16 protein-coding genes are annotated in these 21,530 nt (G+C 48.2%); 1 reads left to right on the top strand and 15 read right to left on the bottom strand.

Going from position 1 to position 21,530, the window contains the following annotated elements:
* Positions 1 to 43: 43 nt before the first annotated feature.
* The 10 genes from BMW71_RS01525 to BMW71_RS01480 all read right to left on the bottom strand — a co-directional run bounded on the left by BMW71_RS01525 (position 44) and on the right by BMW71_RS01480 (position 11,797).
* The gene (locus BMW71_RS01525) at positions 44 to 388 is read right to left on the bottom strand and encodes a DUF2147 domain-containing protein (protein WP_092168491.1); all 345 of its coding nucleotides are present in this window, start codon (positions 386 to 388) and stop codon (positions 44 to 46) included.
* Positions 389 to 801: 413 nt separating this feature from the next.
* Complete coding sequence (locus tag BMW71_RS01520; protein WP_092168488.1) at positions 802 to 2,595, bottom strand: arylsulfatase; 1,794 nt, start codon at positions 2,593 to 2,595, stop codon at positions 802 to 804.
* A complete protein-coding gene (locus BMW71_RS01515; RefSeq protein ID WP_092168485.1) occupies positions 2,592 to 3,455 on the bottom strand; it encodes a type 1 glutamine amidotransferase domain-containing protein in 864 nt (287 codons plus the stop codon). Before BMW71_RS01515 ends, BMW71_RS01520 begins: the two co-directional genes overlap by 4 nt.
* A gap of 24 nt (positions 3,456 to 3,479) precedes the next feature.
* Entirely contained in the window at positions 3,480 to 3,842 is a 363-nt protein-coding gene (locus BMW71_RS01510; RefSeq protein ID WP_143057524.1) for a hypothetical protein, read from the bottom strand.
* Positions 3,843 to 5,447: 1,605 nt separating this feature from the next.
* A complete protein-coding gene (locus BMW71_RS01505) occupies positions 5,448 to 5,924 on the bottom strand; it encodes a DinB family protein (protein WP_143057523.1) in 477 nt (158 codons plus the stop codon).
* A gap of 304 nt (positions 5,925 to 6,228) precedes the next feature.
* On the bottom strand, positions 6,229 to 8,568 hold the full coding sequence (locus tag BMW71_RS01500) for a hypothetical protein (RefSeq protein ID WP_092168477.1): 2,340 nt from the start codon (positions 8,566 to 8,568) through the stop codon (positions 6,229 to 6,231).
* A gap of 247 nt (positions 8,569 to 8,815) precedes the next feature.
* The gene (locus BMW71_RS01495; RefSeq protein WP_177179550.1) at positions 8,816 to 9,187 is read right to left on the bottom strand and encodes a linear amide C-N hydrolase; all 372 of its coding nucleotides are present in this window, start codon (positions 9,185 to 9,187) and stop codon (positions 8,816 to 8,818) included.
* 769 nt (positions 9,188 to 9,956) lie between these two features.
* On the bottom strand, positions 9,957 to 10,754 hold the full coding sequence (locus BMW71_RS01490) for a TPM domain-containing protein (RefSeq protein WP_092168474.1): 798 nt from the start codon (positions 10,752 to 10,754) through the stop codon (positions 9,957 to 9,959).
* A gap of 6 nt (positions 10,755 to 10,760) precedes the next feature.
* Positions 10,761 to 11,195, bottom strand: a complete 435-nt coding sequence (locus BMW71_RS01485; protein ID WP_092168471.1) for a TPM domain-containing protein — start codon at positions 11,193 to 11,195, stop codon at positions 10,761 to 10,763.
* A gap of 11 nt (positions 11,196 to 11,206) precedes the next feature.
* A complete protein-coding gene (locus BMW71_RS01480; RefSeq protein ID WP_092168468.1) occupies positions 11,207 to 11,797 on the bottom strand; it encodes a LemA family protein in 591 nt (196 codons plus the stop codon).
* A 375-nt stretch (positions 11,798 to 12,172) separates the two neighbouring features.
* Between BMW71_RS01480 and BMW71_RS01475 the strand changes: the two genes are divergently transcribed.
* Positions 12,173 to 13,276: a serine hydrolase domain-containing protein gene (locus BMW71_RS01475; RefSeq protein WP_244891040.1), complete on the top strand. Its 1,104-nt coding sequence runs from the start codon at positions 12,173 to 12,175 to the stop codon at positions 13,274 to 13,276.
* A gap of 2 nt (positions 13,277 to 13,278) precedes the next feature.
* On the opposite strand, the gene BMW71_RS01470 is transcribed toward BMW71_RS01475, so the two are convergent.
* The 5 genes from BMW71_RS01470 to BMW71_RS01450 all read right to left on the bottom strand — a co-directional run bounded on the left by BMW71_RS01470 (position 13,279) and on the right by BMW71_RS01450 (position 21,519).
* Positions 13,279 to 14,730 carry a c-type cytochrome domain-containing protein gene (locus tag BMW71_RS01470; protein WP_092168462.1) on the bottom strand — a complete coding sequence of 484 codons (1,452 nt, stop codon included), beginning with the start codon at positions 14,728 to 14,730 and terminating at the stop codon, positions 13,279 to 13,281.
* 5 nt (positions 14,731 to 14,735) lie between these two features.
* A complete protein-coding gene (locus BMW71_RS01465) occupies positions 14,736 to 16,223 on the bottom strand; it encodes a DUF1501 domain-containing protein (RefSeq protein ID WP_092168459.1) in 1,488 nt (495 codons plus the stop codon).
* Positions 16,220 to 19,033, bottom strand: a complete 2,814-nt coding sequence (locus BMW71_RS01460; protein WP_092170147.1) for a DUF1553 domain-containing protein — start codon at positions 19,031 to 19,033, stop codon at positions 16,220 to 16,222. The genes BMW71_RS01465 and BMW71_RS01460 overlap by 4 nt, the downstream gene beginning before the upstream one ends.
* Positions 19,034 to 19,344: 311 nt before the next feature.
* On the bottom strand, positions 19,345 to 19,593 hold the full coding sequence (locus BMW71_RS01455; RefSeq protein WP_092168456.1) for a hypothetical protein: 249 nt from the start codon (positions 19,591 to 19,593) through the stop codon (positions 19,345 to 19,347).
* Between the two features lie 81 nt (positions 19,594 to 19,674).
* Complete coding sequence (locus BMW71_RS01450; protein WP_177179549.1) at positions 19,675 to 21,519, bottom strand: rhamnogalacturonan lyase; 1,845 nt, start codon at positions 21,517 to 21,519, stop codon at positions 19,675 to 19,677.
* Positions 21,520 to 21,530: the final 11 nt, after the last annotated feature.

Genomic DNA, 21,530 nt, shown 5'->3' with positions numbered 1-21,530 from the left:
ATGGACTGTCCGCATACGAATGTTTAATAACCTTTTTTCACAATCACTCCTTTGTCCACTTCAACGTTTTGCTCTTAAACCCTGAACCGACTGTAAGCAGCAGTTGTTTTTCCTCTAGGGCAATAACCGCATCATACCATTCATTTCTTTTGGGACTATACATTTTTCCCTTCCATTTCCCACCAACTGATTTGACATCCTTTGGAATTATATTTCCTATCTTAGCATTGGTATTATCAGAAGAAGCAATTCTACCTTCATAGACATTGTCTTCTGTTATTTCAATTGTGGTATTGTCTTGTCCCATGTTCCAGATGCCATCCAATGATGCCTGGGCATTCATTACCTCGGGAGAGAACACGATGTGGAATATAAGTAGAAGTTCCATTGCTTATGTTTTTTATTTTTTAAACAAAGATATCGACAGTGTGATGTATGTGGCGTTAACAAAGGATCATATATAAAACAGTGCTATTTTTTCTTCACAATTAGCACAATGCCCCACACAAAAAACAGGGACTCCACTGCAGTAGATACCAAAGTGACTCTGTCCACATTCCCGGAAACCAATGTGGGAATCCTGCTCAGTATAAGCATTCCAAAAACAACTAGCACCGCTTTTATATAAATGGCTTTGTTCTCCATACGTGTTATTTCAATAGTTCTTTAATTAGATTTTGATTCGATTTAACTGTCAAGCTGATAAAAGCCCCTTCATTGACCATATATATAGTTCCACCATATCGCGCTCTGACTTCTTTGAGAAATGGCCGTATAATTAAATCATTCCTTTGACCATTTTTATTTCTTGCTCATCCATTCTGACTTGCCTTTTATCTGTTTTCGCCTTTTACGCCAAATAATAAATAGGGCAATGCAAATTATTATAACCAGTAAGAATGGTGAAGCTGATTTACGGATAGCGACAACCGATTTTTTGGTGACCTCCATTTCAGCAGAATAGCCTTCCGGCATGTCGATCACGCCCACTGCAGAAGCATAATCTTGGTATTTGGAAAGCATCTTTTGAAAAAGAACAGGCTGAACAAGAGCCAGATCTTTTGTCTCCCCCGGATCGGTCGGCAGGTGGTGCATATGCCAGGTATTATCCCCGAGGGGAATATTATTCTTTACGATCTTATATCCATCTAGAAAATAGGCAGAACTGTTGCCAGATTCTAAGCCTACCCCTTCATCCTCTCCATATATGGGCTGTGTGGGATCGGTAATATGCGCAAGCATACTCTTGCCGGTAATGGGTGCATAACCTTCGTTGGCGGTAGGAGAAAGCCCTACTAAATCATAAAGAGTTGGCGCGATATCCGTAAAAAAACAGAAGGAGTTAGATTGGATCCCTTGAGGAATACTATTCCCACTCATAATAAAGGGAACCCGTACCCCACCTTCGCCGGCGTAATATTTAAAATAAGAAAAGGGAGAGGCCATGGCATGGGCAAATTCAGGTCCCGTGGCTCCATAGTATCCTTTGTCACCGAACTTGTCAAAATTACGATGGTAACCCTGCCTCAAAGCCCATTTCATGACTGTACTGTGGTACGCTGTCCCTTCTGGACCATTATCAGAAGTAATGATGAAGATCGTATTGTCCATCAGCCCTTCTTGCTCTAAATAATCAACATAGCGCCCTATGTGGAAATCCATCGCTTCAATCATACCCGCTGTGACAGCCATATCTGTTGTATACATTTCCTGATCTTCTACGCCGAGTTCCCCCCATTTTTGGAACTGAGGAAAGATGTCATTTAACTCTGCATTGGGGGAAATAAACCCCAATTCCTTAGCCTTTTCAAAGCGGCTTAGGCGTAGCTTATCCCATCCTGCTGAATAGGTAGTCCTATACGGTTCGACGAATTCCTTAGGAGCCTGTATGGGAGCGTGAATGGCCTGAAAGGCGATGTAAGCAAAGAAGGGTTTGTCTTTATTTTTTTCTTCTTGATGAAAGGATATGGTTTTGTCGATGTAGGTTTTTGAGGAATAAAAATCATCGGGAAGGTCGACCTCCGCTCCATCAGCATACCACTGGGCTGTAGGTTTCATGGGCAAATAGCCCTGAGCCTCATAATTATTGGCACCCGAAGCTCCCAAAATAAAAGAGCGGTCAAATCCTCGCTTGGTCGGGAGAGTATGTTCATCGTGCCCCAAATGCCATTTTCCCGCCGCATACGTGTTGTAGTTTACTTCCTTTAATCGAGTAGCAATGGTTTGCACCCGATTGTTCAATACCCCTGCATATCCGGGTTTATTCTGATATGCTTCTGGAAGCATTTCCGGTAAATTGGCTACACCGGCTAAATGGCTATCGGTCCCTGTCATCAGCATCGCCCGGGAAGGGGCACATGCCGGCGAGGCATGCATATTGGTGAACATCATCCCCTTCCTGGCCAATCCGTCAATCGTAGGGGTGCGTGCTTCTCCACCATAGATCCCAAAATCCATGAAACCCAAGTCATCAACCAATAATACTACAATGTTGGGGAGACGTTGAGTCGTATCATGCTGAGTGAAACCGGATTCATTGAACCCAAAAAGACTAAAAAATAGGCATACATACCTGCATAAAGCTCTTATCTTCATAACTGATTTTCAGATAATACTTTCATAATCAATTGGGCCGTTTCATGTCCTGAGTTTTGATTCTGTCCGGTGACAAAGCGCTTTTCTTCATCCACGACCGTTAGGGTAGCGAAAAAGTCCCTTCTTTTCGTGTTGGCTTGAAAATTGGCTCCGGCTTTCTTCAACTCTGCCTCCGGGTGTTTCGGGGTAAATTCGATGCCCAATTCGTCCAATTGTTTTTGCGTAACCCCAGTCATCGTTTTTCCCTTTATCAAATATGCTCCCGTACTGTCCCTGGCTTCTACAAATGCCAAAGCGCCGTGGCAAACACTGCCGAAGATTACATCTGAATTATAATAACCATCAGAAACCATATCGGCTAATAATTCTGATTGAGCCATATCGTAGGCAGCTCCCCAACCTCCGGCAAAGAACACCACATCGTATTCTGTAAAGTCGACAGCTCTCAGCGGAATGGAGTTTTGTACTTTGGCCTGAAAGACCCCATCTTTCAAATACCTTTTATCGGCGTCATCTTTTATGAAATAATAAAAGGATTGTGGGTCGATCGGTATTTCTCCTCCCTCAATGCTGGCTACATCTACCTCCATGTTGGCATCAAGGAAATCGTAATAAGGGATGGTCATTTCTGAACCAAAAACCCCTGTTGGGTCTCCTGTTGTTTCACCGGGTTTGTTGAGTACTTCATGACTTGTACAAACGATCAAGGCTCGTTTTCCTGTCATGTCGTATTGCTTGCTGCTTTCAAAATCCGGATGCAAACCAAAGGATTTCAGAATAGAAGGCAATGCAAGGACAAAAATGATAAGTATTGCCAGAATGCTTGATGCACTATAAATTAGGACCTTTTTGTTTTTCATCTTTATAAAGCTTTATTTTAAGATTTAACCTCGTTTTTCTTTCATCTTCTTCTGCATCTCTTTCTGCTTTTCTAGGTAGGTCTCATACTGTTCTTTGGAAAGCAATTTTTTCATTTCGGCATTTCTATTCCTGCTGATAGACTGTACCTTTTTGTACTTCGAATACCTACTTCCTCCACCATCTCTAACGGCCATCATCTGACCTACATATTTCTTTGTAATGGATTCAAATTCAGATTTTTGCGTTTCCGAAAGGTTTAAAATCTCCTGGAATTCTTCCAGGTTTTGAGCCAGTTGTTCTTTCTGTTCATCGGTCAGCTTCGTTTCTTGTGATTGCGCAAAGCTAGTGTTGGTGCCCAGTAAAAAAAGGGCAAAGAAAAAGGACAAGATTTTTAAGGATTTCATAGATTTTAATTTTAAAGTGATTGAAAGTTAAATTCAATTGTATTTCTCTTTTACATGATCAAAAATAGGGGAAAGTGGATAGGGATGAACTGCCAATCAAAGTGAATTGAACATAATGGAAGGTGAACTGAATAGATTGGAAAGATTTGGAATCTTGTCGCTTATTTTATGACATCACCTTGGAAGACCTTTGGCTTTCGTTTAATAAAGTAGGCATTTCCCAATCCTGAGTATTCATTCCCTGCTGTTGTTAAAAAGCTAAAGTGGCATCCCACACGCTTTGGATCAGTTTGTTCTTGGTCGGGTTATCTTTTTCGTAGATTGCTCCCCAGCAGAGCCTACGTCCGTTTCAGACCGGTATGGTAAAATTCAATACAAAAACTACATTTACAACCTGTCAGAATTCCCAGCCATATACCCAATGGCCTAAGACATAACCAAAAAGCAAACAATATTCTGATATGCCGAACACTTTTTGGCCGAAATTTGAAGGAGGTTCCAAAACCATTTTGATTCCGAAAAATACGACCCCGACGGGGTCGTGGGTTATTCCTATCGCTTCGCGCTATAAACATGCGACCTCTCCGAGGTCAGCCATTTTCCCTTTAGGATCGTTGCTATATGCATATTATTGCTCTAAGCTTATAATTAAATATTAGGTAGTATTCCGTATGGACACCCCCTAATCGGTACTTTAATAATTATATTTTTCGTTAATATTGAAGAGCTTCGTTACCCACATGATTCCGGAGGGATCAAATGTTTATAGCATCAATGAATAGATATTAAACCACGACCCCAAAGGGGTCGAATTCTTTTTGCCATTAACGCTTTCTATATATTGTGATCTTTCCCCTGAGATTTATGGAAACCCTTTATTCAATGAGAATCTAATGATCGATCCACGAAGTGAAGCGAAACCTACAAAAAATTTAAAATCCTTTGCGGCAAAGACCACTTCAGGCGCTTGGATACCAAACACCAACCGACTATGCAGCATAGGGTTTTCTAAAGGAATCAAACTCCCAAAATGGAAATGGAAAAAGGCTGTCAACTAGACAGCCTCGGGTACCATTTCGGTCGGCCGATCTTATCCCTGGTAAATCCTTGAAAAACGATTTTATTAGGTATCGTTTCAGTCATACGAATCCTACACTGCCATCTGAATCGGTTTCAGAGTTTACATTAAAAACTTGGGATTATAATGCGAACAGCATCGAAAGTTTTCTAGGTCAGGGCAAAAAAACACCAGCCGAACAAGCAATTTCCTCCAATAGCTCCTTTCTCCAGTCTGATTCCAACTGTTCCAGGTAGTGACCAACGGTTTCTGCCTCGTATTGCATCGCTTTAATTTTACCGGACTTCGATTAGCCCCGAACCAATAGTTGATTTTTAGCAGCTACCCCGGATTTCCTACCAACTATCGCCTAACCAAAACTGAGGGCAAACCGAATATTCTAAGGTACTAAAAAATATTGACCCCGGTTGCAGGGCTTGCAAAAAATTGCGGTTGGCTCGGAAATGGCGGGTTGGCTTATCCATCGGGCAATCCGATATTTATAGATCTATGAACCAGGCTTTTACTGCCTATCCTTCCAGCGCCCTTTTGAGGTAAAGCAATTGACCGGTATGGTAGGAGTGGTGATTGGCCATGAGGATAATTTCCCGGAATATCGTGTAATCCGGAGCATGCGCAATGGGGGCAAACAGATCAATCGAATCATCTTCTACCAGCCGGATCAGTTCCTTTCGGTCGGCAAAAAAACCTTCTATAGATTGTTTCCAGGTATACGTGTCCGCTTCGGCTGTTGGCCAATAGTCCTCCGGCCAGTTCATTTCCCGGTAGTTGGGGTTGTTAATAAATTCGATGATATCCCGCTGCGCCCTTCGCATGTGTTCTACTAGGAACCAGGGAGAATGGGGAATGCCCGGCACTTTATTGTTGATGGTCTCCAGCGGAAAGTCGGTCACGGCCCTATCGAAAGTCATGTGTGCTTTTTCACCACTTAGCGATTCGATCAGGTGTTTGCGTAAAATTTGACGTTCCGTTTGGTTTAAGGGCATCGTAGGAATGGCGTTGGTTGAAGGCGTGTCCGTATCAAGCGATCTCCGGGAGGTAGCATAACGTAGGTACAAATCCTACATCTCTCGGTGATTTCAATTCCAAACTCAAAATAAGGATTCGGGATCAAAAAACCACTGGAATCGGCAATTTTCTGGCCCCGGGCGGAAAGAAATACACGCCAATTCGCGACTTTCGGCCTTTTCTGCCGCTAGTCGATAACCTGGTTTGCCTTTGTCTAGGGAATACCTACCTTTCCGTTCATTGCTTGAATCATGGTAGGTCAGCCAGCCTTTGCCCTACCCGTTATTGTTTGATGACCCAAACATCCGTTACCCGCGATTGCTGACGCCAGTTCAGGTGCTCTTCGTCGGGCTTATCGAAACTGATTTCCAATTTGCCATCCGAGATCAATTCCTTGGGAAGCGGAAATTCCTTGAATTCCTCGTATCCCTTCTCATATTTGGTAGGTGTAAGCCGTTGTCCATTGGCCCGCAGGAGGGCTTCCCCATAGCCCGAAACCCGAATGAGGTAATCGGAATTCGGGTCCAGCTCATCGTAGGACAAGGTGGGCGTAAACTGGAACAACTGCGTGGACAGCCGCTTACGGTTGATCCCGTTGTTTTCCCACAAGAAGTCGATGGCATCATCGGTTTTGGACGTCACGTGTTTGGCATCGGCGCTGGAGATGTTGTCGTAAAAGCTTCCTTCTCCCGGGTACTCGTAGGTTTGGATAAAGTCCAACCGGGCGAGTTTTTTGGCCTCGGATCCCAGCGAACGTACCTTTTCAAACTCGTCTTCCAACCACCAGCGGTTGTTGAGCGGGTAATCGATAAAATCCAGAATGGCACCCCGCTCGGCACCACTGGCACCGTATTTTTCCACACTGGTCTGGGCCCCCACGCTCTGGAAAAGCATTTCTCCGTAAGCAAATACTTTTTCCTTAAGGTCCTGAGACACCGGCTCGGTTTCCACTTTTTGCAGGCGTTGCAAAGCCTGCTCTATCGCTTGATCGGCCCCGATGGAGTCGGCTTTGGCCAGAATGGCGTAGGCCTCGGTTTCCAGCTTTTTTTCAAAAGCCAGGCGTTTTTTGATGTATCCATCGTAATGGGCCCGCATCAGCAATTGCTGCCAGCGCCAATTTCCGGCCAGTTCGGGGTTTTCTGCCTCCAATTTTTTCCAAAGGGCCAGCGTTTTTTCTATGTCTGGATTCTCCAAAATGGGTCCGTCCCAATTGTCTTCCAGCGCGAAAATCCCCAGAGCGGCTTTTTCCGCCAGCTCCGCACCAAAGAAAAACCGGGTATATTCCCGCACAATGGTTTCCGGATCTTTTCCGGGATCCCAACCCAATTGGCTCCATACGGCTTTATTTACATCGTCATGCGTACCATCGGAATACGTGATAAACCCATCGGTATGGGGGCTGTCCCGGTTAAACAAGCGCGTATACATTTCCGGCTGCGGGTTGCAGGGTTCCCTGCCCAGGGTCAGCGCATAGGCCTGATCCCAGTTTTCAACCGGATAATGGCAGCGAACGGTATGGGTAATATCGGGGTAAAACCGGTGGAGGTATTTCTCCGGCAGGAGTTCTCGTTCCAGGGCAACCGGCGGACTACTGGGCCCGTTCACCACCCCCGCCAGCCAATCCGGATTATTGGTCTGCAGGTAGTCAAAAAAATACCGCACCTTTTCTTCGTTGAATCCCTGCAGGGAAACCCAGATACCCGCATCCGGATGGTATTGGTGCAACACCGCCGACAGATCCTCCAGATAGGGTATTAGCTCGGAAGGATGGTTATCCCCGGGATCGCCTCCTGGAACAAATACTGCATTCAATCGGGGAACACGCGCATAAAAGTCTTCCTGTTTCTGAAGCCCCTCCTGAGGGGCTCCGGGCGCACTCAGGTCTCGGGGAGCCGGGGTCCAAACCCAATAATCGGCGTCGTATTTTTCACAGATTCGGCTGAGTTCCAACTCCATTTGCTGCGGATTCACTTTAAAATGTGGGCTGGAACCCACTTCCTGGAAAGGAATGTTTTCAAAGGAATTGGCCCCAAAGAGCACCTGCTCCCGAAAATGCTGATCAAACTGCTCTACCGTCCAGGCATCCCAGGAATTGGCCGTGTTCCGGTACCCAAACTGATGCCCGCGAAGGGCATACTGCGGGGATTCGGAAAAATCGATGTTCCTGCTGAGTGCGACCTTACCCTCGCTCAGGTCGGCCGTTCGCAGCAGTTTGCCAATGCCATACAAAATTCCCCGGGTATCCGCACCGATCACCCAGAGCGTATTCCCTGCCTCGTCAAATTCATGAAAGATCCTGTAGCCTTCATCTTGTTGTTCCGGAGCGTCGGATCCCGCTCGTGAAGGAACGGTCTTTCTAAAGAGCACCGTATCGGTAGCCAGCGCGAGGGCAATTCGGGTATCGGATTCCCAACCGTTGCCCAGTTCAAGAGGGATAGTGCTTCGTTTTTCGATCTCTTCTACCAAAATGGTTGACACCGTTTCCTGCATCGAGCCGGCAATCTGTGGCGAAACCAAAATCACGGCCTTGGAAAGATCCAGGGTTTGGTTCTCCCGAGTTGAGCAGGAAACAAGGCCCCAGATAAATACGGCAAGCAGCCAAATGGGTACATAGTTTTTCATGGACTGATGTTTTATGTTGGTCTTCTGTCAATTAACCGATTACCGGCACAACGAAGGAGGCACCTGGCAAAAATGGCCGCACAATCACTTGTACCCAACGTGTAATACGCCGAAAAAGATAAATCCTACCAAGGAAAGATCTACTTTTTTCAAAAAAACATTTCACCAATCTATTTTTTGATTTTCAAAAACAGATTTTCAAGCCAAACAGTAACGCTGTGCCTACCCCTCTATAACACCAGCCGCCTTAGAACCCAATAAACCGAAAAGGCGCTGATTCCTTACAGTAACCGGAGGTTTCCCCCGAATACGTCTGTTGGTTGGATAGATCCGGTTTTGGTATGGCTGCTTTTCCGCTGAAATCGATCTTCTTCAAATCCACCCAAAAGGCATTCGGCCTCAGGGCCACTTCGAAATGGTACACCAGGTTTTTCTGGTCGGCCACCATGCGCAAACGGGTGGTAGACAAAATGGGGTAGCCTTCGATTTCGAATCCGTATGGAACAGATACGTCTCGGATAAGGCTAAATACGCTGGCCAAGGCCCCTCGCATGTTGTATGTCTTTGCGATGGAACTGAGAAAAAAAGATGCCCGTACAAAACAATCGAAGGAAATCACTGAGCCGGGTAAAAAAGGTCTTTCTCGGGATGTTTTCCCAGTACTTGCTGATCGCGAGCTGCTGCTCGTAGGGAGAATCGTTGGTCATGATCTGATAGAAAGCATCGTGGTGGAAATATCCCAGGAGCTTACCCCCAGGCTACCGTATTTGGATGCCCATTCGATGGGATTTTTCCCCACTTCTCCACTGCGCCCTATTCCCCTGTACTCCCGGTTAGCACCGTATTGTTTGGGCCTCTTTACACCCCCGGGTGCAACTTTCGGATTCAGGGATAAAGCCAACAATAACCAGCAAGGGCAAGCAGATCGGAAAGATTGTTTTTGGCAGTAGCCGATTTAGCACGTTCGTATTTTATTTCGTTTAGCCAATAGCGCGTCTGCCGGGGTATTTCCCGAAGGCGTTACTAAGGGTTCGCTAGCATAGCCAAACCGTTTTCGCCGGTATGAATCACCAACGTAAGGTCCTGATTTCGACACTCGCTTGGTTGATTTATGTAGTAGCAAGCGATTAATTTAGGCTATATGAAAAAAAAAGCCATTTACCGTTCTATTTTTGCTTCAATCAAAACGCAAGAATTTGTACCCGCTCTCCGGCAATTAATCGAAAAACCTCGACTATGCTGCCAAACACCAACGAATGACGCATAAAGTTAGCGGTTCGAAAGCGATCAACCGTTCGATAGGTGTTGGTTCTTGCTGGACCGGTTAGGGAGGGTGTAGTTCGGATCTTTTGTTCAAAAGAGTAGGCGTCGCCTTGGTCGCTAACGCCTTACCAGCTTCCACCGGCTCCTCCGCCACCAAAGCTGCCGCCACCGAAGCCACCGAAACCTCCTCCTCCCCCACCGAAGCTTCCCCGGCCGGAGGAAAAATCACCGAATTTTCCCCGGCCGCCGCCAAGCATGTTGGCGAGCAACAGCGTAGTGAAGATGTCCACGCCTCCACGTTTTCCGCCCATGTGATTGTTATTATCCCGTCGGTTTTTAATCAGCGTCAAAATCAGCAGGCCACCCATAAAAAGCAGTACCAGGGGAAACACGGGAGTTGGTCGGTCCGTTTCAGACAATTGCGCTGCATCGTATTCTCCCGACGCAAGTTGAATGATCGTATCCGTGGCCTGATCCAGGCCGGCAAAATAATTCCCTGATCGGAAATTGGGCACGATGAGCTGCTCGACAATCCGCTTGGCCAAGGCATCGGGAACGGCACCTTCCATGCCGTATCCCGTCGCGATAAACACCTTGCGGTCTTTCATCGCGGCGAGGATAAGGATGCCGTTGTCCTTGTCCTTTCTTCCAATCCCCCAGTTGTCTCCCAGTTGAAAGGCATAATCGCTGATCGCATAGGGCCCAACGGAGTTGATCAAAACAACGCTGACCTGAGTGGAGGTGCTGTCGTCATACGCAACCAGTTTGTTTTCGAGCTGTCTGATCTCCTGTGCAGAAAGGGTCTCAGAGAAATCATTTACCAGACGGGGTGGATTGGGTTTTTCCGGAAAATCTCCCTGCGCCCAGCCAGAAAATGAAAGGGATAAGGTAAGCAAAAAGGAAAAAAACGGTATGTTGGTCATGGTAGCTTAGTCAAAGGAAATTTCGTTGGGTAATTCGTTAATATCCCCCTTTTGGTCAAATGGAAAATGTTGCTGTAACTGTTGCCCGGATAGTTCGATGCCTTTTCTAAGTCCTTCGGTGAATTCTCTCTTTTTAAAATGCACCACCATTTCATCCTTGATAGCTTCCCAGAAGTTTTCCGGTACCACTTGATTGATGCCTGCATCACCCAAGATAGCAAATTTGTGGTCTTCTGCTGCCAGGTAGAATAGCACCGCGTTGCGGTAGGTAGTCCGGTGCATTTTGAGTTTTTCAAATACTTCCGCAGCCCGGTCCAGCACTTCACCGCTACAGTGGCTTTCGATGTGAACCTGGATTTCGCCGGATGTTTTGGCTTCTGCGTTCCGGATGGCCTCGGTGATGATGGCCCGGTCTGCTGGACTAAATAGTTTCTCGGCCATATGTCCTATCGTTAAAATTCTACCGTAGGTGCATTTTCAGCGCCTGCAGCGGCTTCGAAATATCCCTTTCGTTCAAATCCATACCAGCCGGCAAAGATATTATTGGGGAAGGTCCGCAGGTTGGCGTTGTACCCTTGCACGGATTGGTTAAAGTTTCTTCTCGCCACGGCAATCCGGTTTTCCGTACCTTCGAGCTGGGCTTGCAGTTCGAGAAAGTTTTGGTTCGCTTTCAGGTCCGGATACCGTTCCACGGCCACCAACAACCGGCTAAGCGATCCGCTGAGTTGATCCTGCGCGTCCTGAAATCGGGCAATATTTTCCGGACTCAGGTCATCTGCCTGCAAGGTGATGGAAGTGGCCTTCGCACGGGCTTCGATGACACCCGTCAAGGTTTCCTGTTCAAAGTCGGCATAGCCCTTTACGGTGTTTACCAGGTTTGGAATCAGGTCTGCCCGGCGCTGGTACTGGGTTTCCACTTCGGCCCATTGACCGTTGACGGATTCTTCGGTTTGGACAAAGGTATTGTAGACCCCTACGGCTTTGCTGTATACAAAGATGCCGATCAAAACAAGGATACCAATGGGAATGAGTACTTTTTTCATAATTTGTGTATGGCTGTTAAAAAACGGTGCAGCTATTGGACGTAAATATAGGCACAGGGGTTGTGAAAATCACTTTTTTTCGCCGACTTTGCAGGTGACAAAACGGATAATTGGCTGCGCAATTCCCTGTCTATTACTAGCTTCAAAAGGAATTGCGGAAATAGTAGATCAAAACAGCCCATCCTTTCGCTTACAGCGAGGTCAGCCTTAAAAAAAATCGTTTTCACCAGTTGCGCTCTCCCGTTTTATGGACCGGCCAATAGGTCAACGAACGACCGTAATCACAAGAAGAATCAACTGTTCACCGGAGCAGCTTTGATTGGGCAAATTGACTGGTGAATTTCTTGATACGATTCCCACAAAAAATCGTTAGTTTTGGTACAATTAGTTGTACGTGCGATGAAAAACAGGTTTCTTATTTTTAGTTTTTTGATCCTTACTTTTTGTGGTTGCGAGCAAGAGCCTGCGCCCGACCCTGTTCCCGCAAGCGACCTTTACTTTCCACCGCTACTTTCCGAGAACTGGGAAACCACTTCGATTCAGCTGGAGGAGGCGAAGGTACAAGAACTGGAAAAAATGCTGGTCGAGAACGGCAGCAGAGCCTTTATCCTGTTGAAAGATGGAAAAATCGCCCTGGAGTTCTATTCCGGAAACCGGCTGGCTTCTAACCTACCCTTTCAGCAAAGCTCATTCTGGTACTGGGCCTCTGCGGGAAAAACACTAACGGCCACGTTGGTCGGCCTCGCCCAAGAGGAAGGATACCTTTCCCTGAATGAGTCCACCAGTGAAATCCTGGGACCTGGCTGGAGCAGTCTTCCCACAGAAAAAGAACCCCAAATTCAGGTGCACCACCACCTGAGCATGACTACGGGACTAGCAGATGATGTAAGCAATCCAGATGATTACAGTCCCGAAAGCCTGCGGTACCTGACCGATCCCGGGAAACGCTGGGCCTATCACAACGCACCCTACACGTTGTTGGATTCCATCCTGACCCGTTCCACCGGTTCGGATTTTCCCGACTTTTTTCACCAAAAAATCGGATCAAAGATAGGAATGAACGGTTTTTGGCAAAAAATAGGATTCAACCAGGTATTTTTTAGTGATGCCCGCTCCATGGCCCGTTTTGGGTTGATGATTCTCGCCGGAGGCCGATGGGAACAAGAGGAGATCGTTCGCGACAAAAACTACTTCTCCGCGATGCTTTCAACCTCTCAGGACTACAACGAAAGTTACGGCTACCTTTGGTGGCTGAATGGCAAGGAAAGCTTTATGCTTCCCGGTGTGCAAACCACCTTCCCGGGAAGTTTTATACCAGAAGGACCCTCAGACATGGTATGCGCCATGGGCCGGGATGGGCAGTTCCTTTGCGTGGTACCCTCGGAACGCCTGGTTTTGGTACGGCTAGGAGAAAACCCCGATCAGAGCCCGGTACCATTTCTGTTTCTGAACCGCATCTGGGAGGTACTTGGGAAATAGGGCTAGTTGTTCACGGCCACTGGCTTTACCTCTACATTAAGCGAGTCAATGACGTTAACTTCGTAGCCCAAATTGATATCGACTTTCGCACCCGTAGCGACGAATTCTGCAGCGGCTTCCTTACTGATACCCGTTTCCCATGCGTAGAGACGCCTCAAATTAGGCAATCCTGCCAGGTGTTCCAGCCCGGCATCACTGACCTCGGTCCCATAGAGATTCAAGGATTCCAGGTATTCCAGGCTAGCCAAATGCGCCAGCCCTGCGTCGGAAATGCGCGTTTTCTCTACCCGCACGCGGGTAAGGTTTTTCATCTTTCCAACCGCAGCCAGGCCCGTATCGGTCAACGGCGTATCTTTTGCATCAAGCCAGGTGATTTGCTCGGGAAAATCTACAGCTAGTTTTTCCAATACCTGATCTACCGAATCTTTTCTATATAAGGTCACCTGTAACCAATTCGAATCATTGGAAAGAGACTTCACGGAAATCCCCTGTTCGGCGTAAGCCCTTAGCTTTTCCTGGTCGGGAGCTATGGTTCCTTCTCCGAGCAATATTTCCACGGCCGACTTATTTGCATTGGGATCGGCGAGGGTGAGCAATACCGACTGTACCTCCTGATCTGCCTTAAGTTCTGCGACCTTTTTATCAAAAGGCGCTCCTTCGTTGATCCACCATTCCAGGAGCAGGACCTGTTCGTCCGTCAATTGGGATTTTCCTTTGGGAGGCATGTGGTCATCGTGATTGGGATCCAGATGAATTCGCTTGATCATCTCGCTTTCTGTGGCATTTCCCGCGAGGAAGATGGGACCATTTTCCCCACCTTTTAGCAGTGCTTCCCGGGTATGCATCTGCAAATCGCCTTTTTTCTTACTGGCATTGTGACAGGAATTGCACCGAATCTCCATGATGGGATGGATGATATCGGTATACACCACGGCCTCGTCCAGGTTTTCAATTAATTTGGGACCCTTTTCTTCTATCGGCATGCCCGCCAGTTGCTTGATTCCATTTGGCAGGTATTGGGTAAGGTAATTTGCCCCGTGGGTCAGCGATCCGCCATAATGACCGGCCACTGCCAAAAAAACCATCATGAGCGCAAACGAGCTCATGTAGGCACGATTTAATTTCAGGGTAGCCTTTTTTTCCTTTTGCCCGTAGAGCCACCAGGTGCCAAATGCGAAGAGCACCAGCAAAATGCCAGCCCATTGATGAATAAATAACAAATCTTCGCCATAATCTCCGGCCTGGGCCAACATCAGTCCAAGTATAGCGGTAAGCAACGCCGAAAGCGCGCCCAGTCCAAGTACAAAGCCAATGGCAGGTTTCAGGTACGAAAACTTCTCCCGGCGAGACATGAATTCCATAAGAAATCCCAAGGCTAAAAAGCCAATAGGAAGATGTAGAAACAAGGGGTGAAACCTCCCGAAAAAGATGATGATGTCTGATGATTGCTCCATGTAATTTATGCGAATAGTTTATGTACTACTTTTCCTGACACGTCGGTCAACCTAAAATCCCTTCCTTGGGCAAAATAGGTAAATTTTTCGTGATCCATGCCCATCAAATGCAAAATACTTGCCTGCAAATCATGTACATGCACTTTATCCTTAATCCCATAATAGCCGATTTCATCGGTTTCTCCATAGGTAAAGCCTCCTTTCACGCCGCCACCGGCCATCCATATGGGAAAGGCCTCGGTGTGGTGATCCCTACCTTTGTACGGCCATTCCCGGCCGCCCCGGTTTTCCTGCATGGGGGTACGGCCAAATTCTCCTCCCCAAACCACCAAGGTTTCGTCCAGCAAGCCCCGCTGCTTTAGGTCCTTCACCAGCGCAGTCATGGCCTGATCCACCGGCTTGCATTTGATCGTCAATCCTTTATCCAGTGATTCACGCTCCGCTACCCCGTGCATGTCCCAGCCCCAGTCAAACAACTGCACAAACCGAACCCCTTTTTCAATCAGTCGTCGGGCCAGCAGGCAATTGTTGGCAAAGGAGGTTTTGCCGGGTTCGGTTCCGTACATCTCGTGGATGTAAGCCGGCTCATCCTTGATATCCATCACCTCAGGGACGGAAGTCTGCATGCGGTACGCCATTTCGTACTGGGAAATGCGTGTCAGGGTCTCCGGATCACCAAATTCCTGATATTCCTTTTCATTGATTCGGTTAATGGCATCGATGGTCTGTTTGCGCAGGGAGCCGTCCATTCCGGAGGGGTTGGTCACGTAGAGGACCGGATCTCCTTCGGATCGGCACTGCACGCCCTGGTAAACAGAAGGCAAAAAACCACTTCCCCATACCGATTTGCCAGCATCCGGGGTGTTTCCTCCCGATACCAATACCATAAATCCAGGCAAATCCTCGTTTTCGGAACCCAACCCGTAGGTAACCCAGCTCCCCATGCTGGGGCGCCCCAACCTGGGCGAACCGGTCTGCAGAAGCAACTGCGCAGGAGCGTGGTTAAATTCGTCCGTGTGCATGGTTTTGATCAGGGTCACCTCATCGACGATGGTCGAAAAATGGGGCAAATTATCGGATACCATCATGCCAGATTCCCCTCTGGGCCGAAATACGGCCTGAGGCCCCAGCATCTTGGGAATGCCCTGAATAAAGGCAAATTTCTTTCCCTCCAGTAGGGATTGGGGACAATCCTTCCCGTCCAATTTGGCCAACTCGGGCTTGTAATCAAACAGCTCCAATTGGGAAGGTGCGCCGGCCATGTGCAGGTATATGATGCGTTTGGCTTTGGGTGCAAAATGAGGTACCTGTCGGAGCAGGTTTTCCACCTCCTGGCCGGAGGCCTCCAAGCCCGGGGACCTCTGGCAGCCCATCATCCCTCCCAGGGCAAGAGCACCCAATCCGGTGGTGCACTGCTTCAGGAAATGCCTGCGGGTTTTGCTTTGCAGGTACCGGTACCGTTGTTCGTCGGCTAAACTAATTCGTTTACTCATGACTTCATTAGAAATTCATCCAGGTTCATTACCGCATTGGCTACCACGGTATAGACCGCCAATTCTTTGTCTTCTTCTCCCACTAATTGACACACGGCCTCCGGCTGTGTGTCAAAATATGCACGACTTTGCTCTAGCAAAACCTGCAAGTCCGAAAGCTTCTCCTCACTGATCCCCCTTCCCGTGGCCCGGCTATATAACAGCGCCAGCCGTTCATCGTCTGACGTTGCGTTTGCCAACACATTTCTTCCCATCGCTTCCGCCGCTTCCAGGTATACCGGATCATTGAGCGTAACCAGGGCCTGAAGGGGCGTATTCGTAGCGATCCGTTTGGGCAGGCAGAACTCCCTGCTTGGCGCATCAAACGCTATAATGGAGGGGTACGGACTGGTTCTCCGCCAAAAGGTATACAGCGACCTGCGGTGCTTGTCTTCTCCTTTGCTTGTTCTCCACTGATCCCCGCTGTAAACCACCTGCCAGATTCCCTCCGGCTGTTCCGGCATCACACTTGGCCCGTACATTTTGTCACTCAACAATCCGGAAACAGCCAATGCCTGATCCCTCACCTGCTCTGCTGTCAACCGCAGCCGGGGCCCTCTGGACAGCCACTCATTCAGCGGATCCAAATCCTCTTGAGGATTTTTGAAATGAGAAGACTGGCGATAGGTGGCCGATAGCACAATTTCTTTCAGCAATCGCTTGATGTCCCAGTTCAGGTCCCGGGAAAAACGCAAGGCCAACCAGTCCAATAATTCCGGGTGTGTTGGAGCAAATCCCTGTGAACCAAAATCCTCCAGGGACGATACCAGACCCCTGCCAAACAATTGCTCCCAAAGCCGATTGACCATTACCCGTGCCGTCAAGGGATTATCGGGACTGAAAAGCCACTCACTGAATCCCAGGCGGTCTTGGCTATAGCCCTCATCAAACGGGTTCCAAATCGCCGGAACGCCAGCGCTGACAGGTTCTCCCGGAACCATCCAGGCACCTTTTTCAAATATCCGTGTCTCGCGTCGGTATTGCTCCGGAAGGGAAACCATCACGGGCGTCGTCTCTTTTTCCTTTTCTGAATTAGACAATTCATAGAACGTCTGTTCCATTTCTTTATACCCTGCCCGATCTTTGCCAGGAAGGGAATGGTGCAGCATCACCCATTCGAAGATGCAGGTGCTCTCCTTACCATCTAGGCCCTCCCAAACCAGGTACAGATCGTGCGTTCCCTGCAGGGATTCGAGGGGTATGGATAGCACTTCGCTTACCGAATAGCTGACCTGCTTTTTCCTCGATTCATCAAAGCGGGTTTTCGTTTTGGCACGAACGTCCCAGGCGGCTACTTCCCTTCCCTGAAGGCTATCTAACCGAAAGCGAATCGCACCAGCCTCCCCCTCTACGCGCACCTTAAACATCATCCGGTCCTCCCCCGAAAAGGGGAGTTGCCGCGTAATCGAATGGATTTTGGGATCCACTTTAAAGGTAGCGGTCCCTCTCACGGGTATACCCCGGTCCATTTGCTCAAAGTAGTGCGGATGAAGCTTGGGTTCGCCCAGGCGGATAAGTTGGGTAAAATAATCCGCTGCCGGACCCTGATTCGCCGAAGACACATCCTTTACCCAGGTTTGAATTTTTTGTAATTTTTGCTGATCTTCCTCGGATTTGAATTCGACGAGTAAGGGGGCTTCGCTTGGAATATCTGCATCGGCAGTCTGATTAAAAAAGGCCAGACTACGGTAGTAATCCTCGTGCCGTATCGGGTCGTAGGGGTGGCTGTGACACTGAACGCATTCCATAGTCGTTCCCTGTACCACGGTCCAGGTCGTGTTTACCCGGTCCAATACGGCCGCCACTCGAAACTCTTCGTTATCCGTTCCACCCTCGTCGTTGTTCATCGTATTGCGGTGAAAGGCAGTGGCAATGTAATTTTCATCCGTGGGATTGGGGAGCAGGTCCCCTGCCAGCTGTTCGGTAATGAAACGATCGTAAGGCATGTTATCATTGAAGGCACGTATCAGCCAATCCCGGTATTTCCAGATCTTTCGGGGGCGATCTGCCTCGTATCCCTTGGAATCCGCATACCTGGCCAAATCCATCCACATTGCCGCCCAGCGTTCCCCATAGGCCGGGGAGGCGAGCAAGCGGTCCACCAGACGCTCGTACGCATCTGCCGATCGGTCTTCCGAGAAGGACTGTACGGCTTCCAAGGTTGGCGGCAAGCCAGTAAGGTCCAAACTCAACCGACGGATGAGGGAATACGTATCCGAAAGGGGGTTGGGTCGCAGGTTTTTTTCTTCCAGTTTTTGGACAACAAATCGATCGATATCGTTGATGGCCCATCCGGAACCTGCAGAAGGAACCTCTTGCGGAAGCGGTGCCTTATACGCCCAGTGGTCGTCCCAGGTAGCCCCCTGATTGATCCATTTGGTAAATAGTTCGATTTCCTCTTCGGTCAAAGGATCCGACTCCAGCGGCATGCGGTATTCCGGGTCCTCGTGTTTGATCCGTTTGATGAGTTCACTTTTCCAGACATTTCCCGGTACAATGGCTCGCTCACCGGACTCGTTGACAGCGAGTGCTTCGTCTTCGAATAAAAGACTGAATCCACCGGACTTTTTTACCCCTCCATGACAAGCAATGCACTTGTTATTGACAATGGGACGAATATCCCGGTTGTAATCGATTCGTTCGCCAAGAACAAATTCCGGAATGACCCGATGCTTGTTTTCAATAGGCATTACACGAAGCACCCAAACCAACAGACCGAGAAACAAGAAGAAGGAAAGGGGGTAACGAATATTTTTTACTAAAAGGCGCATACACATTTTTGCTGACTGCGTCAGTTTCCGAACCAAAGTAATTAAAAAAGCCTTGATTTCAAACATTTATACCAGCTCGGTGGCGATTTCCGGATAAACGGCGTTAATGACACCAATTAGGCAACCGCGAACCGGCTTCCTTCGGATAAAGTCCGTACTCTTTTTTCCTACCCGTTCCAAAGCAAGCAATGGTTTACCTGATTGAAAACGAAAAGGCTGTGGTAAAAAACGGGAAGTATTGCGAAAATAAAAAAAAGGTAAGCGTGTAACCACCTACCTTTTCTAAAAAGAAGGATTAAAAAATCACCAACTTACTCTTTTATATGATACATCATCAAACGAAAGTATGAGCCATTCGCTGTCTGAATCAATTCTTTCCAGCTTTTTTGTTTTTCGGTGTTGGGTGCGTATGTTTTTTCTTCCGATACGGGTGTCGAAGGCGCTTTCGCAAGCACTGCATGCCCCTTTTCCCGCATCTGCTGAAGCTCATGCCGCTCACAGGTAAGGCATAGGACCAATACCAAAAGGACATCGGGGAAAAACAACCATTTACTTTTCATGGGTACGGCTTAATGTATCAAGTATCTCACAGTATAGCCAGTACGGATTCCAGGGATGAAGTGTCCTGAACGTATGATATTTTATTTACTTTTTTTTACTATCGCTATTTTGGGCCATTTAGGAGCTTCCATCCCTTCACCCAAATAAAAATCCGTATGCGGAGGTTGATTGTACCCCACGTTTTGCCATGCAATGCCAAGACGGTACTGCGGGTTATGCATCAGCGTTGGAAATCGGTAGGACGTTGCCTCCCTACTGGTATAAATTCTCAACGATTGGTTGTCCTCCGTTCGAAACACGACCTCTTCCCGCCAGTCGCCAAACAAATCTGCAGATAATGCAGGCGTGGCCTTAGAGCCGTTATTGGCTGCACAACCCGTTGCAGTCAGTAAATTGCACAGCCGTTCCGCTTCGTAATCCCACTTATCGATTCGGTTTTTATCCAGCAATTCCCGCAACAAATCCCCGTCCCACCAGAGGGCAAAATTAATGCTGCCTGGTTTCTTCCCAATTTCTTCACCCTTAAAATTATACAATCCACCGGATCCATTCCACCAAAATTCCGCGCCTTCGTGCCGGGGATCGATATCGGCAGCAAGGCCCCTTCCCACGTCCCTTCCCTCTTCGGCTCCCCAGAGAATGCCGCCGGTTCTGGCGTTGAACAAGGCTACACCAAAGCCTGATTCGTTGGTTTCGTTTTCATGAATTCCCCATACCACCTGATCCGGATAATCCGGGTGAAAGCGGCTCACATGCAGGGCATCTCCGTGCCGCAGTCCGGTACTGTAGCGACCGCTTCCGTCATCCTCTACCACCATCGCTCCGTATACCATTTCATCCCGTCCATCTCCATCCACATCGTTGACGCTCAAACTGTGGTTTCCTTGTCCGGAAAAGGGGTTTTCTCTACCCTCCGAATCAAAAACCCAACGGGATCGAAGGGTTTCCCCATCAAAATCCCAGGCAGCAATGACCGATCTACCATAATAGCCTCGTGCCATAAGTAAGGAGGGCTTTTTTCCATCCAGGTACCCAACCCCCGCCAGAAAGCGATCCACCCGGTTACCATTGCAGTCGTTTCCAGCATTTCCACCTTCCCCACCCCATCCGCAAAGATCGCCTCTATCCGGAATGTAGGCTACGGTGGACAAGGCCTGTCCCGTATTCCCTGAAAAAACCGTCAAATACTCCGGACCGTCCAAAATCTTTCCAGCTTGGTTTCTCCAGTCCTTGCTGCCGTCTCCAATGACCGTACCCAGACCGTCCCTGCTTCCATCGGCCGTTTTGCAGGAAACCTCCGCCACACCGTCTCCATCCAGGTCGTACACAATGAATTGGGTATAATGGGCCCCTTCCCGGATATTGATGCCCAGGTTAATCTCCCATAGTAAGGTTCCGTCCAGGGTATAGGCGTGAAGAATCGGCGGGTCAGTAAATCCATCTTGGGAATTATCGCGGGACTTGCCGGTCATGTGCACGACCAATTCATACCGACCATCTCCGGTCAGGTCGCCTGCCGAGGCATCATTGGGCCGATAGCCTTCCGGTGTCTGTAGGGATATTTCCAAAAAGGAATTTTCCCAAACCACTACAGACTTGCTTTGATCTTGGGTTCCTGTCCGGACGAAATACCTGGGATTCCGGCTCAAATCGACTTTGCGGTCAATAAACGTTGTACTTTGAATCAAGTGCGAGGTGTTCATCTTTACTGCGGGCTCCTCTTCATAGATACGGTACAGGTCAAACCCAGTATCCGCGGGTTCGTCGCCCAGAAGGCGCCAGCTCAGAAAAACCCCACCCTTCTCGTCCGGCAGGGCGATCAGGCCGCGGTCCAGGTATTCCATTTGTCGTTGCCCCATAGCAGACAGACTAAGCGTGATTAGTGCTGTGGCGCAGCCAATCAAAAATCCATTTTTATCAATCATTTCGATTCTAT

The organism is Cyclobacterium xiamenense, assembly GCF_900109255.1.
Taxonomy (GTDB): domain Bacteria; phylum Bacteroidota; class Bacteroidia; order Cytophagales; family Cyclobacteriaceae; genus Cyclobacterium; species Cyclobacterium xiamenense.
This window is presented reverse-complemented; position numbering and strand designations above follow the sequence as displayed.

Excerpts from the sequence above, each read along its gene's own strand:
- BMW71_RS01525 (WP_092168491.1), bottom strand. The coding sequence starts at position 388 with ATGGAACTTCTACTTATATTCCACATCGTGTTCTCTCCCGAGGTAATG.
- BMW71_RS01520 (WP_092168488.1), bottom strand. The coding sequence starts at position 2,595 with ATGAAGATAAGAGCTTTATGCAGGTATGTATGCCTATTTTTTAGTCTT.
- BMW71_RS01515 (WP_092168485.1), bottom strand. The coding sequence starts at position 3,455 with ATGAAAAACAAAAAGGTCCTAATTTATAGTGCATCAAGCATTCTGGCA.
- BMW71_RS01505 (WP_143057523.1), bottom strand. The coding sequence starts at position 5,924 with ATGCCCTTAAACCAAACGGAACGTCAAATTTTACGCAAACACCTGATC.
- BMW71_RS01500 (WP_092168477.1), bottom strand. The coding sequence starts at position 8,568 with ATGAAAAACTATGTACCCATTTGGCTGCTTGCCGTATTTATCTGGGGC.
- BMW71_RS01490 (WP_092168474.1), bottom strand. The coding sequence starts at position 10,754 with ATGACCAACATACCGTTTTTTTCCTTTTTGCTTACCTTATCCCTTTCA.
- BMW71_RS01485 (WP_092168471.1), bottom strand. The coding sequence starts at position 11,195 with ATGGCCGAGAAACTATTTAGTCCAGCAGACCGGGCCATCATCACCGAG.
- BMW71_RS01480 (WP_092168468.1), bottom strand. The coding sequence starts at position 11,797 with ATGAAAAAAGTACTCATTCCCATTGGTATCCTTGTTTTGATCGGCATC.
- BMW71_RS01470 (WP_092168462.1), bottom strand. The coding sequence starts at position 14,730 with ATGGAGCAATCATCAGACATCATCATCTTTTTCGGGAGGTTTCACCCC.
- BMW71_RS01465 (WP_092168459.1), bottom strand. The coding sequence starts at position 16,223 with ATGAGTAAACGAATTAGTTTAGCCGACGAACAACGGTACCGGTACCTG.
- BMW71_RS01460 (WP_092170147.1), bottom strand. The coding sequence starts at position 19,033 with ATGCGCCTTTTAGTAAAAAATATTCGTTACCCCCTTTCCTTCTTCTTG.
- BMW71_RS01455 (WP_092168456.1), bottom strand. The coding sequence starts at position 19,593 with ATGAAAAGTAAATGGTTGTTTTTCCCCGATGTCCTTTTGGTATTGGTC.
- BMW71_RS01450 (WP_177179549.1), bottom strand. The coding sequence starts at position 21,519 with ATGATTGATAAAAATGGATTTTTGATTGGCTGCGCCACAGCACTAATC.